Here is a 12,596-nt window from a genome sequence, read left to right as displayed (position 1 = left end):
TCAGCGCGCCCCGTCCTCGAACAGCCAGGTCGAGAGGTAGCGCTCGCCGGTGTCGGGCAGCACGACCACCACGAGCTTGCCCGCGTTCTCGGGCCGGCGCGCCACCTCTCGGGCGGCCCAGGCGGCGCCACCGCAAGAGATCCCGGAGAGGATCCCCTCCTCCCGGCAGAGCCGCCGCGCCATCTCGCCGGCGGGCTCGTGGCCCACCGTGATCACCTCGTCCACCAGGTTCGCGTTCAGGACCTTCGGCACGAACCCCGGGCCCCAGCCCTGGATCTTGTGCGGCCCCGGCTTGCCGCCGGAGAGGACCGGCGAGTCCGCCGGCTCCGCGGCGACGACCTTCAGCCCCGGCTTGCGCGCCTTGAGGACCTCGGCGCAGCCGGTGATCGTCCCGCCCGTCCCCGTGCCGGCGACCAGGATGTCGATGCGGCCTTCCGTGTCGCGCCAGATCTCCTCGGCGGTCGTGCGCCGGTGGATCTCCGGGTTCGCCGGGTTGTCGAACTGCTGCAGGACGAGGTAGCGCCGGTCCTCGGCCGCCAGCTCCTCCGCCCTCCGGATGGCGCCCTTCATGCCCTCCGGCCCGGGGGTGAGGACGAGCTTCGCGCCGAGCGCGAGGAGGAGCTTGCGCCGCTCGACGCTCATCGTCTCGGGCATGGTGAGCACGATGGGGATGCCCTTCGCGGCGGCGGCGAAGGCGAGGCCGATGCCGGTGTTCCCGCTCGTCGGCTCGAGGAGGACCGTGTCCGGCTTGATGAGCCCGTCGCGCTCCGCCGCCTCGATCATCGCGACGCCGATCCGGTCCTTCACCGAGGAGCACGGGTTGAAGCTCTCGAGCTTCGCCGCCACGGTGGCGCGCGCGCCGTCCATGACGCGGTTGAGCCGCACGAGCGGCGTGTTGCCGATGAGCCGGGTGATGTCGTCCGCGATGCGCATCTGGGTCTCCGCGAGAGCGGCCCGCGGCGCGCGGGCCCGTGTCCGTTATAGCGGAGGCCATCTTTAAAAGCGGATGGTCGGCTTGTCAAGCGGAGGCCAGGAACCCACGGTGCGAGCGACCCGTTCCCGGTACTTGCCCGACAGCGAAGTTACGCGCGAACGTGGACGCCGGATCTCGCCCGCCCATGGATCTCGCCTCCGCGGTGATCGTCGCCGGCTCTCTCCTCGCCGTGGGGCTCCTCGCGCGCGGCCACGTGGCGCGGCGCAGCGCGCGCCAGCGCCGTGACGAGGCCACGCTCGGCGAGCGATCCGCGCGCGGCGGGCACCTCCCGCGCTCGCTGCACCCCGTGATCGACCCGGACATCTGCATCGGCAGCCTCTCCTGCCTGCGCGCGTGCCCGGAGGGCGACATCCTGGGCGTCGTGGACGGCGCCGCGCGGCTCGTGCACGGCGATCACTGCATCGGCCACGGACGCTGCGCGGCGGAGTGTCCGGTCGGCGCGATCCGGCTGGTGTTCGGGACCGCCGAGCGCGGCGTCGACCTCCCCGAGGTGGACGGGTTCTTCGAGTCCTCCCGCCCGGGCGTGCACGTCGTCGGCGAGCTCGGCGGGATGGGCCTCATCAAGAACGCCTTCGCGCAGGGGCTCGAGGCGGCCGAGCGGCTCGCCGAGCTCGTCGCGCCGGGTTCCGGCGAGGTCGTGGTGGTGGGCAGCGGCCCGGCCGGCCTCGCCACGGCGCTCGGGTTGAAGGCGCGGCGGGTGCCGTTCCGGCTGCTCGAGCAAGGCGAGGTGGGCGGCGCCATCGCGCACTACCCGCGGCAGAAGGTCGCGATGACCGAGACCGTTCAGCTGCCGCTCGTCGGTCGGTTCGGGCGGCGCCTCATGACGAAGGAGGAGCTGCTCGCCGACTTCCGCCGCGTCCTCGAGCGGGCCGCGATCCGGGTCGAGCACGGGGTGAAGGTCACCGGCATCGGCGGCGAGGACGGCCGCTTCGTCGTGGAGACCGAGCGCGGCCCCGTGCCCGCCGCGAAGGTGGTGCTGGCCATCGGCCGGCGCGGGACGCCGCGGAAGCTGGGCGTGCCCGGTGAGGAGCTCGCGAAGGTCTCCTACGGCCTGACCGATCCGGAGCAGTACGACGGCGCGAAGGTCCTCGTCGTCGGCGGCGGGGACGCTGCGCTCGAGGGGGCGATCCAGCTCGCCGGGCAGAGCGACGCCGAGGTGACGCTCTCGTACCGCGGCGCCGAGCTCGCGCGCTGCCGCGAGGCGAACCGCAAGCAGATCGAGGCGCTCGCGGCGGCGGGGCGGGTGACGATGCTCCTGCCGTCCCAGGTCCGGGAGATCCGCCCGGGCGAGGTCTCGCTCGAGCTCGGCGGCCACGTCACCAGCCTCGAGAACGACTTCGTCATCGTCAACGTGGGCGGCGAGCTGCCGCTCGAGTTCCTCGCGAAGGCCGGCGTCGCCTTGCGGCGCTTCCACGGGGAGGCGCCCGGCGAGCGCGGCGACGACGCCAAGGCGGCGCGACGCCGCGCCGCGGCGGGCCAGGAGCGGGCCGAGCGCCTCCGGCGGCGCGTGTTCCGGGTCCTCTACGTCCTCGCCGGCGCGGCCATCCTGGCCTTCCTCGCGTGGAAGGGGCACGAGTACTACCCGCTGTCGCGCGTCGAGCGGCTCCGCTCTCCGGCGCACCCGAGCCTCAAGTCGGCGGGGCCGTGGGGGCACGGGGTGGGGATCGCGGCGACGGCGTTCATGCTCTCCAACTTCCTCTACGCCGCGCGCAAGCGCTGGAAGCGGCTCGGGGCGCTCGGGAAGATCAAGGGCTGGCTCGACTTCCACGTCTTCGTGGGGTTCATGAGCCCGCTCGTCATCGCGTTCCACGCGGCGTTCCAGTCGAACAACCTCCTCGCGAGCGGCACGGCCGGCGCGCTCGGCATCGTGGTGACCACGGGCATCGTGGGCCGGTTCATCTACGGGGCCGTCCCGTCCGACGGCGGGAAGGCCGTCGAGCTCGCGGACCTGCTCGCCCGCTTCGAGCGGCTGCGCGACGACCTCGGGCCGCTGCTCGCGCGCGGCGGCGCTCCGGCGCGGGCGCTCGTGGACCGGGTCACCGCTCCCGTCCAGGCGAGCTCGTTCGCGCTGCTCTTCGTGCGGATGCCCCTCGAGGCGCTCTCGGTGCGCGTGCGGCTGCTCGCCCTGCGCGGCCGCTTCGAGGACCGGCGCCGCTTCCGCGAGCTGCGCGACGAGGTCGTGCGGCTCGCGCGGCTCCGCTGGCAGATCCGCTTCTACGGCTCGCTGAAGCGCCTCCTGCGCGGCTGGCGCGTCTTCCACGCCTCCCTGGCGGTCTTCCTCGTGCTCGCCATCGCCGCCCACATCGGGCTCTCGCTCTACCTCGGCTACGGGCTCCTCCGCAGATGACGACCTCGCGCGCGACCTCCGCCCTCGTCCTCTCCGCCCTGGCCATGCTCGCGAGCGTGGCCAGGGCGCAGAGCGTCTTCTCGCCCGGGGAGCTCTCCCGCCCCCACCGCGCGCTCGAGGGGCTCGCGAGCTGCACGAGGTGCCACGTCGCGGGCGAGCAGCTCTCGCCGGACCGCTGCCTCTCGTGCCACACCGAGCTCCGGGCGCGCGTCCTGGAGGGGCGCGGGTTCCATGGCCGGCTCCCGCCGAGGGAGCGCGCCTGCGAGACGTGCCACCACGAGCACCAGGGCCGCGACTTCCCCCTCGTCGACTGGGGCAGGGCGGGCAGGAAGGGGTTCGATCACGCCCGGGCAGGGTTCGAGCTGCGGGGGAAGCACCGGCGCGTGGACTGCGCGCGCTGCCACGATCGCCGCCTGGTCCGCGATCCGGCGGTCCTCGAGGTGCTCGGCAAGCAGCCGGGGCGGGAGACCTTGCTCGGGGCGCCCACCGCCTGCGCCGCGTGTCACTTCGACGAGCACCGCGGGCAGCTCGGCGCCGAGTGCCAGCGCTGCCACGTCGAGGACGCCTGGAAGCCCGCTCCGCGCTTCGCCCACGCGCGGGCGGCCTATCCGCTCGAGGGGAAGCACGCGACGATCCCGTGCGCGAAGTGTCACCGCAGCGAGCCGGAGCCGGCCCCGCCGTCGGGCGCGCCCGGGCAGACCCCGCCCGTCTCGCGGTCGGGGTTCGTGCGCTACAAGGGGCTCGCGTTCCAGGCCTGCACGGACTGCCACAAGGATCCGCACCAGGGTCGGCTCGGGTCGGCCTGCGCGGGCTGTCACGCCCCCGCGGACTGGAGGAAGGTGAGCGGCGCCGTGCGCGAGCGCGCCTTCCACGACCGCACGCGCTACCCGCTCCGCGGGGCCCACGCGGCGGTGCGCTGCGAGGCCTGTCACGGCTCCACCGCAGGCGCGAAGGCCCGCTTCCGCGGGCTGCCCTTCGGCCGCTGCACCGACTGCCACGCCGACGCGCACGCGGGGCAGCTCGAGACGCTGGCGACGGCGCTGAAGGCGCCGGCAGGCACCCCGCAGCGGACCTGCGACGCCTGCCACGGCCTGGAAGGTTGGCTCCCGGCGCGCTTCGAGGCCGCGGATCACGACCGGCTCGCCTACCGCCTCGAGGGCGCTCACCGCGCGGTGGCCTGCGCCCTGTGCCACCCGAAGGACGAGCAGCGCACGATCCCGACCGGAACCCGGGCCGAGCTCCGCCGCGCGGGGCGGCCGGTGAAGGCGAGCCTCGCGCGCTTCGACGTGCCCAGGGCGCGCGATTGCCGCACCTGTCACCGCGATCCGCACGCCGGTCAGTTCGGCAAACGCCTCGAGGAGGGGGGCTGCGCGAGCTGCCACCTGGTGGAGTCGTTCCGCCGTGCGCGGTTCGATCACGCGAAGGACAGCCGGTTCCCCCTCGCCGGCAAGCACGAGAAGGCCGCGTGCGGCGCGTGCCACCGGCGCGACGCGGCCGGGACGGTGCGCTACCGCCCGCTCGACACCTCGTGCGCCGCGTGCCACGCCGACGCGCACGCGGGACAGCTCGCCGCGGAGGGGAAGGGGACCGACTGCGGCCGCTGCCACGGGACGGAGGGCTGGAAGGCGCCGGCGCCGCTCCGCTTCGAGCACCGGAAGCCGTTCACCGCCTTCGCGCTCGAGGGGAAGCACCGGGGGGTCGCATGCGAGAGGTGCCACCCCGCCGCGCGCGTGGGAACGGTCGAGGTGCGCCGGTACCGGCCCCTCCCGGGCGAGTGCCAGGCCTGCCACGTGGACTTCCACCGGGGGGCGTTCCGGCAGGACGGCGAGACCCGCTGCGCTCGCTGCCACACGGCGGAGAGCTGGCAGAAGGTCGCGTTCTCGCACGACGCCACGGGCTTCCCGCTCGAGGGACGGCACCGCGAGGCGTCGTGCCGGGGCTGCCACCCCGACGCGTCGTTCGCCACGCCGCTGCCGCGCGCCTGCGGTGCGTGCCACGCGGACGTGCACCAGGGGCGGCTCGGCCGGCGCTGCGAGAGGTGCCACGAGGCGACCGGCTGGGAGACGACGACCTTCGACGCCGACGCGCACCGGCGGAGCGCGTTCCCCCTCACGGGCCGGCACGCGGTCACCCCGTGCGAGTCCTGCCACGGCGACCGCCGCGATCGCGGGTTCACCCGCCCCACGCGCGAGTGCGTCGCGTGCCACGAGCCGGACTGGCAGCGGGCGGCCTCTGGCGCCTCCCCGGTGAATCACGACCTCGCCGGCTTCCCGCGGGACTGCCGCGGCTGCCACGGCACCTGGCGGTTCGCCCCGGCGGGTCTGCCCGCGCACGAGGAGTGCTTCTCGATCACGCGCGGCCACCACGCGGGGATCCGCTGCCGCGACTGCCACACGTCGATCCCTCCCGTGGACTACGGTCAGCCCTTCGCGTGCCAGTCGGGCACCGCCGCCTGCACCCGCTGCCACTCCTGCGCCGAGCACGAGCCGGTGGGCGGCTTCGCCTGCGCCGACCGGCGCTGCTACGAGTGCCACCGCTTCTCGACGGACGACGGGGGCGGAGAGAACCTCGGCCGCGCCCGCCCCGGAGGGCTCCCATGACGCGCGCGCTCCTCGTCGCGCTGGGCCTCGCGCTCGCGCCGCTCTCCGGCTGCAGGGACCCGGCGCCACCCTGGCTCACCATGCCCACGCCGGAGCAGCACGCCGCCCGCTCGTTCCCGGCCACGCCGGGCACGCCGCACGAGGAGTGCAGCTGCGACGATTGCCACGCCGACTTCCCCAGCTTCCGGCAGTTCGACTGCCTGCACTGCCACACCGGCGCGCACGCGAGCGAGGCGGAGGTGGCGCAGCAGCACGCCGACGCCGCGGTGCAGGACTTCTCCTGGGCGAGCGAGGCCTGCTACCGCTGCCACCCCGACGGCGCCGGGGTGAACCACGGGCCCATCTTCCCGATCTCGAGCGGCGCGCACGCGGGAACCTCCTGCCGCGAGTGCCACCTCTCGCCGACGGACCGGACCGCGCTCGCGTGCGCCGGGTGCCACCCGCACACCCGCGCGACCGCCGACGGCGACCACCTCCAGGTGGGCGGCTACGCCTTCGACTCGCGCCGCTGCCTCGCCTGCCACGCGGACTCGCAGGTCGATCGCCTGTCGACTCACACCGGGTTCCCGATCGGCTCCGGCACGAAGCACGTCGCCGATCGGGCGGACTGCCTCCGGTGTCACCCCGCCTGGCGCGCCGACAAGCCCTTCGGCGCGGACTTCACCGTCGCGGATTGCCTGGGGTGCCACGTGCGGGCGGAGACGGACGGGAGGCACGACAACCAGCCCGACTACCGCTACGAGACCCCGGCGTGCCTCGGGTGTCATCCGGCGGGGCGGGTGGAAGGCTGATGCGCGCCTGCCTCCTGCTCGCCGTCGTCTCCGCCGTTGCGCTGCCCGCAACCGGTTCCGCTCGCCCCGAGCCTGTCGAAGGGCGAGCGGTCGTGCTCGCGGCCTCGCCGGCCCCTTCCAGCGCCGGAACGGCGACCGACGCGCCCCGCCCCGAACGTCGTCGCGGCACGGGCGCGGTGGTCTACGTCACCGCCGCGCGCGCCTACCTCGACGTCGGCGCGGCCGATGGGCTCGCTCTCGAGGCCGTGGTGATGGCCCGACGCAGGGGCGCCGAGGCGGGCCGCTGCACCGTGGACGAGCTGGGAGAGCACCACGCCGCTTGCCCCGCGACGGCGCTCCGTCCGGGCGACACGGTCACGTTCGCGCCGGCTCCCGAGCCCGCAGCGCCGCCGTCGCCGGCCCCGCTCCCCACCGCCGAGGAGCTGGCCGCGCGCGCCCGAGCCGCGGCCGAGGCGCCCGTCGTGCGCGTCGAGTTCCGTCCCGGAGAGCGCCGCGAGGCGCCCGCGCGGCGGCGGATCGCCGTGGCGGGGCTCGAGCACGTGAGCTGGGCCTCCACGGGAGCGTCGACGCTCTCCGTCGAGCGGCTCGATCTCGCGCTGCGCGGCGCGCCGCTCGGCGCGGACGTGGTCCTCGATCTCGAGGCGCGCGCCGAGCGCTGGGTTCCGGGCGCGAACCCGCGCTTCCGGCCCGACGACGACGCCCGGCTGTACCTGTGGCAGGCGCAGCTCTCCGCGCCCGTGTCCGCCGTCCGGCTCTCCGCCGGTCGAATCCTGCCGTACCACGTGCTCGGGGCGACGGTCTTCGACGGCGCGAGCGCGTCCGTCCGGCGAGGCAGCGCCGAGGTGGGGCTGTTCGGCGGGGTGGTGCCCGAGCCAGACACGCTCTCGCCCACCACGGAGCGCTCGACCGGCGGCGGGTTCTGGTCCCTGGAGCGCGCGCTGGGTGGCGGGAGGCTTCGGCATGAGGGACGGCTCGCCGTGGTCCGCTCGCCCGAGCTGGGCACCCGGGTCGAGGCGACGCTGGCCGGACGCGCCTGGCTGCGCGCGGGGGAGGTCTCGGCGGAGGCCCAGCTGGGCGCGGGCGGCGAGGAGCAGGCGGGCGCCCTCCTCGACGCGGCGCGCGTGGACGTCGCCGCCCGGCCTACGCGGACGGTCTCCCTGGGCGCGAGCTACCGTCACGCCGGGCTGGCGTGGCCCGAGGTCACCGAGCCGGCCCTCTTCCCGGGCCGCAGCGACGCCGCGGACGCCTGGGCCGCGGTCGAGCTCGGATCCTTCCTCCGCCTCGGCGCCACCGGAGGGTTCTCCCGGGACGCGGAGCACGACCTCGGTCGCGCCTGGGCCGGGCCGGAGCTGGGGATCCCGCGGCTCCTCGGGCGCCGCGGCGGGCTGACCGTCGGCTACCTCGAGGAGGGCGGGTGGCTCGCCGGCCGCAGCGCGTACGCCCAGCTCGTCGCGCGGCCGTGGGATCCGCTCCGCCTGCTCGCCCGCGCCACCTGGTCTCATGCGAAGACGCTCGGCGTCGATCGCGACGAGCTCGGGGTGGTGGCGAGCGCGGCGGCGGACCTCGGTCGCCACCTGGGCCTGAAGATCTCGGCCCTCTCCCGCTCACCCCTGACGACCGCGGAGGGCGCCGGGTCGACCTCGTGGGGCCTCACCGGCAACGTGGCGCTGTACGCGACCTACTGAGTCGCCGCGGGCGCTCGATTTGCAATCGTGCCCGCGGCATGAGGTCACGAGCGCTCACGTTCGTCGCGGCCGTCGTCGCCGGGTGCGGTCCGCTCCTGGACGCTCCCGCGGACCGGCGCCCTGGGCTCGAGGGAACTGTGCTGCGCGTCGCGACCTGGAACGTCCACGATCTGTTCGACGCGGAGGATCGCCTGCTGCCGCCTGGGGCCGAGGACGCGCTCCCGTCCCCCGAGGCGGTGAAGGCGAAGCTCGACGCCGTCGCGGAGGTCCTGCTCCGGGTCGACGCCGACGTGGTCCTGCTCCAGGAGGTCGAGACCCTCGCGCTCGCGTCCGCCCTGGCGGCGCGCGCCGGCTACGGCGAGGCGCGGCTGGTCGAGGGGAACGATCCGCGCGGCATCGACGTGGCGGTGCTGTCGCGGCCCTCCATCCATCGGTACGTGAGCCACGCCGCCGAGCTCGACGGGGACGGGCGCACGCTGTGGCCGCGCGACTGCGTGGAGGTCCACCTCGGCGTGGGCGGCCGGCGGATCGCCATCGTCGCGAGCCACCTCAGCTCGCGCCTCTCCGATGACGGCACGCGCCGCGCGGCGCAGGCGGCCCGCATGCGGGCCATCGCCGACGCGATCTCCGAGGCGGACCCCGAGGCGCTCGTGCTGGTGGGCGGCGACCTCAACGATCCGCCCACGGCACCGGCGCTGGCGCCGCTCGCCGGGGACGGCGCCCACGTCGATCCGCTGCCGAGCTGGGAGACGACGTGGTCCTCGGGCTCACCCGCCGAGCGGCTCGACGCGCTGCTCGTCGGTCGGGCGAGCGCGGCGGCGATCGTCCGCGCCGTCGTCGAGCGCGGGACCGACGTGGCGCGCGCCTCCGATCATCAGCCCGTCGTGCTCGATCTCCGCCTGCCGTGAGGTTCCCCGGCGGGGGTGGAGCGATCCAGCTTTGAGGGGGGAGGGGTGGCTCAATGACCGACGAGCGCAAGCCGAAGGACGAGCTGGGAACCGAGCCGGGACTGGCGGGCGGGCCGGGGCCGAATCCGCCTGGATTCGATGACGGCACGCCGCGCATCCTCGGCGACGGCTCTCCGGGGCGTCCGCCCGCGGGTGCGGTGATCCCTCGAGCCGAGGAGGTACAGGACCGTGAGGGCGAGCCGGTCGAGCGCCGGGAGCCGCCGGGTCGCGGGGAGCCAGACTGAGGGAGGGGAGACGGGCGCTCACCGATGGGGTGGACCAGCACGGACAGTCCGCGCGCGGGCCCCTGCCGATAGCATCGGCAGCGGGTGAACCATGAGAGCGATCGCCGCCCTTCCGCTGTCGCTCGTCGTCGCAGCCTCGTCCGGCTGTGGCTCGACCCGGGTCGCGGCTCCGCACGGCGAGACGACGCGCGTGTCGCAGTTCCTCGTCAACGCCGTCGCGTTCGATCACGGCTGCAGGAAGGACCGCATCGCCGTCCTGCGCAAGGTGGGAGCGCAGGCCGACCTCGACGTCTGCGGCGCCGTCCGTCGCTACAAGATGGTCTTCTCCGGGGAGAGCTCCGAGACGTGGGTGGACGTCACGGAGCTCTACCCGCCCGCGGCGCTGCCGAGGCCGCTGGCGGAGGGCACGGCGCCTCCCGGCGCGCGTCCAGAAGAAGAGCCCGACAGGTGAGAGTGAGGCGCCTGGGAATCGAACCCAGAACCACCGGCTTAAAAGGCCGATGCTCTGCCAGTTGAGCTAGCGCCTCGAAGGTGCCTTGCTTTCTTAGCGAATTCTTCAGACCTGTGCACCGTGCGCATCGCGCGGTGCCGGGCCGCTTGATACCACGGGATCATCGCCCAGGGAGCCTGGCCTGGCCGGCCTCGAAGCGGCGAGAGGTCAGGGTCGGGGGGGCTGGCGCTCGCGTCGTCGACGTGACCTCACCGCCGCGGATCGCGGCGCGGAGCGAGCTCGAGCCGATCGGTCGACGGACGGAACGCGGAGCTCGGAGCGCCGGCAACCCGGCGCGCCGCTCACGCCTTGCGCCTGACGCGGACGGCGACCGGCGCGCGAGCGGCGGCCGGGGCCGGCCTGGCCGCGGCGACCGAGCGAAGCGGGACGGGGACCGCCCGCGGTTCACGCGTCCGCTCGTCCGCCTCCACGCGCGCGAACCACTGCGCCGCGGTCGCCTTGACCTGGGCCCAGCGGATGTCCTCGGGACTGGCCATCGGGATCTCGGCGGGCGCGCCTGCTCGGACGGGCGCGTCGACGACGCGCGCGCCGGCGCGGCGGCGAAACACCTCGCCGTAGAGCGACGAGTGGGTCCGGGCGCAGAAGGGGCACTGGAAGTAGCGGATCTGGCTGCCCGGAGCCGACCAGCTCGTCATCACGACCTTGCAGTGCGTGCACTCGACCGCGGCATCCATCGATTTCTGGGGATATCGCCCGTGGATCGGCTGGTCAAGAAATCGGGCCCCTTCAGCCCCAGGCGGCCGCGGACCACCGCGGCGGCCGAGGGCAGGTTAGAACCCGGCCATGCGCACGCTCGTGAACCTCGACGGCTCCCTCGTCGCGCCTTCGGAGGCCAAGGTCTCGGTGTTCGACCGTGGGTTCCTGTACGGCGACAGCGTGTACGAGGTGATCCGGACGTACGGCGGTCGTCCCTTCGAGCTCCGCGCGCACCTCGATCGACTCGCCCACTCCGCCGGGCGCATCGCGCTCACGCCGCGCTGGGACGCCGATCGCGCCCGCGCCGAGATCGATCGCACGCTCGCCGCGGCGCGCGGCGCCGAGGCGCCGGATCCGGAGGCGGCGCCCTGGAACCGAGGCGAGCGGTACATCCGCGTGGTCATGACGCGCGGGGCGGGGGAGATCGGCCTCGATCCCGCGCTCGCGGTGGACCCGCTCGCGATCGTCATCGTGCAGCCGCTGTCGGGCCCGCCCGCGCGCGCCTACGCCGAGGGCGTGCCCGCCGCGATCGTGGGCGTACGGCGGGCCTCGACGAAGGCCGTCGACCCCTCGGCCAAGACGGGCGCCCACCTCACGCACGTGCTCGCGGTCCGCGAGGCGCGCGCGGCGGGTGCCTACGAGGCGCTGCTGCTCGACGACGCCGGGTTCGTGACGGAGGGGTCCTCGTCGAACGTGTTCGCGGTCTCCGCCGGACGCGTGCTGACGCCGCCGCTCGCGGCCGGGATCCTGGAGGGGGTGACGCGCGCGGTCGTGCTCCGGCTGGCCCGGGCGGCGGGCCTGCCGGTGGAGGAGGTGGCGCTGCGGCCCCTGGATCTCGAGACCGCCGACGAGCTCTTCATCACCTCCACCGTGCGTGAGATCCTCCCTGTCACTCGACTGGGGGACAGCCGCGTCGGCAGCGGCCGCCCCGGGCCGGTCACGCTGCGGCTGCACGCGGCGTTCCGCGAGGCCGCGACGGTGTAGGACTGCGGGTGCAGAGGTACGCGCCGCGAGACGGCTTCGCCGCGCGCGGGGCACGAGCGTACACTCCGGGCACATGCTCCGCATCGTGGCTTGCGCGCTCGCCCTCACCCTCGTCGCTCCCGCACGTGCAGACACCGGCGACGATGCCGCGGGCGCGCTGCGTGAGGACGGCTCCGTCAAGGTCCGGGCGCAAGCGGCCATCGTGCTCGGGCAGCGGGGCGAGCCGGCCGCGGTCGCCGTGCTCGCGGAGGCGCTCGCGTCCGACGAGGCGCCGGCCGTCCGCATCGCCGCGGCGGGGGCGCTGGGCCGGCTGCGGGGCGACGACGCCCGGACCGCCCTCGAGCTCGCGCGACGCTCGGACGCGGATCGCGGCGTGCGCGAGGCCGCGTCGCTGGCGCTGGAGGCCCTGGGCCTCGCCTTCTCCATCGAGGAGCCCGCGGGGAACGCGGGCGGCGCCGCGGCACGCAGCGCGCTCCGCCAGGCGCTGGCGCGTCACCTGTCCGCGCGCGGGTGGGCCGTCGTCGAGCGCGGCGGAATGGTCCTGAAGCCGACGGTGCTCCGCGTGGACGTGAAGGAGGGCACGGGCCGGACGGAGGTGGCGGTGAAGGCGGCGCTCGTGGCGGTCGACTTCGACGGCCGCATGGCGGCCATGCTCGAGAGCGGCGCGCGGCTCTCGGCGGCCGGCGCGGTCCCGGAGGCGCGGCTCGCCTCGTACGCCTCCCGGGCCCTCGACGCGGCCGCGCGGGCGCTGTGCGAGGATCTCGCGGCGCGGCTCGCGGAGAGGTAAACCGGACAT

General features: G+C 75.2%; 10 protein-coding genes and 1 tRNA gene. 8 read left to right on the top strand and 3 right to left on the bottom strand.

Translation table 11 applies throughout. The annotated features are described in order from the left end of the window. Entirely contained in the window at positions 1-933 is a 933-nt protein-coding gene (gene cysK, locus ANAE109_RS13575; RefSeq protein WP_012097446.1) for a cysteine synthase A, read from the bottom strand. A 185-nt stretch (positions 934-1,118) separates the two neighbouring features. Between cysK and ANAE109_RS13570 the strand changes: the two genes are divergently transcribed. The 6 genes from ANAE109_RS13570 (at position 1,119) to ANAE109_RS13535 (ending at position 10,060) form a co-directional block, all read left to right on the top strand. Next, positions 1,119-3,341 (top strand): NAD(P)-binding domain-containing protein, encoded by a 2,223-nt coding sequence (locus ANAE109_RS13570; protein ID WP_012097445.1) that lies wholly within the window; start codon positions 1,119-1,121, stop codon positions 3,339-3,341. After that, positions 3,338-5,941, top strand: a complete 2,604-nt coding sequence (locus ANAE109_RS13565; RefSeq protein WP_012097444.1) for a cytochrome c3 family protein — start codon at positions 3,338-3,340, stop codon at positions 5,939-5,941. Before ANAE109_RS13570 ends, ANAE109_RS13565 begins: the two co-directional genes overlap by 4 nt. After that, complete coding sequence (locus tag ANAE109_RS13555; RefSeq protein WP_012097443.1) at positions 5,938-6,732, top strand: hypothetical protein; 795 nt, start codon at positions 5,938-5,940, stop codon at positions 6,730-6,732. The genes ANAE109_RS13565 and ANAE109_RS13555 overlap by 4 nt, the downstream gene beginning before the upstream one ends. 176 nt (positions 6,733-6,908) lie before the next feature. Then, positions 6,909-8,417, top strand: a complete 1,509-nt coding sequence (locus ANAE109_RS13550; protein WP_234945145.1) for a hypothetical protein — start codon at positions 6,909-6,911, stop codon at positions 8,415-8,417. A gap of 38 nt (positions 8,418-8,455) precedes the next feature. Then, the gene (locus ANAE109_RS13545; protein ID WP_012097441.1) at positions 8,456-9,325 is read left to right on the top strand and encodes an endonuclease/exonuclease/phosphatase family protein; all 870 of its coding nucleotides are present in this window, start codon (positions 8,456-8,458) and stop codon (positions 9,323-9,325) included. A 375-nt stretch (positions 9,326-9,700) separates the two neighbouring features. After that, positions 9,701-10,060 (top strand): hypothetical protein, encoded by a 360-nt coding sequence (locus tag ANAE109_RS13535; RefSeq protein WP_012097440.1) that lies wholly within the window; start codon positions 9,701-9,703, stop codon positions 10,058-10,060. 3 nt (positions 10,061-10,063) lie between these two features. Here the strand turns inward: ANAE109_RS13535 and ANAE109_RS13530 are convergent. Beyond that, a tRNA-Lys gene (locus tag ANAE109_RS13530) sits at positions 10,064-10,136 on the bottom strand. Positions 10,137-10,401: 265 nt separating this feature from the next. Continuing rightward, positions 10,402-10,794: a hypothetical protein gene (locus ANAE109_RS13525; RefSeq protein WP_012097439.1), complete on the bottom strand. Its 393-nt coding sequence runs from the start codon at positions 10,792-10,794 to the stop codon at positions 10,402-10,404. A gap of 109 nt (positions 10,795-10,903) precedes the next feature. On the opposite strand from ANAE109_RS13525, the gene ANAE109_RS13520 reads away from it, so the two are divergent. Both ANAE109_RS13520 and ANAE109_RS13515 read left to right on the top strand, forming a co-directional pair. After that, on the top strand, positions 10,904-11,800 hold the full coding sequence (locus ANAE109_RS13520) for an aminotransferase class IV (protein WP_012097438.1): 897 nt from the start codon (positions 10,904-10,906) through the stop codon (positions 11,798-11,800). Between the two features lie 73 nt (positions 11,801-11,873). Continuing rightward, a complete protein-coding gene (locus tag ANAE109_RS13515; RefSeq protein WP_012097437.1) occupies positions 11,874-12,587 on the top strand; it encodes a HEAT repeat domain-containing protein in 714 nt (237 codons plus the stop codon). Positions 12,588-12,596: the final 9 nt, after the last annotated feature.

Origin of the sequence: Anaeromyxobacter sp. Fw109-5, assembly GCF_000017505.1 — a bacterium.
GTDB lineage: Bacteria > Myxococcota > Myxococcia > Myxococcales > Anaeromyxobacteraceae > Anaeromyxobacter.
This window is presented reverse-complemented; position numbering and strand designations above follow the sequence as displayed.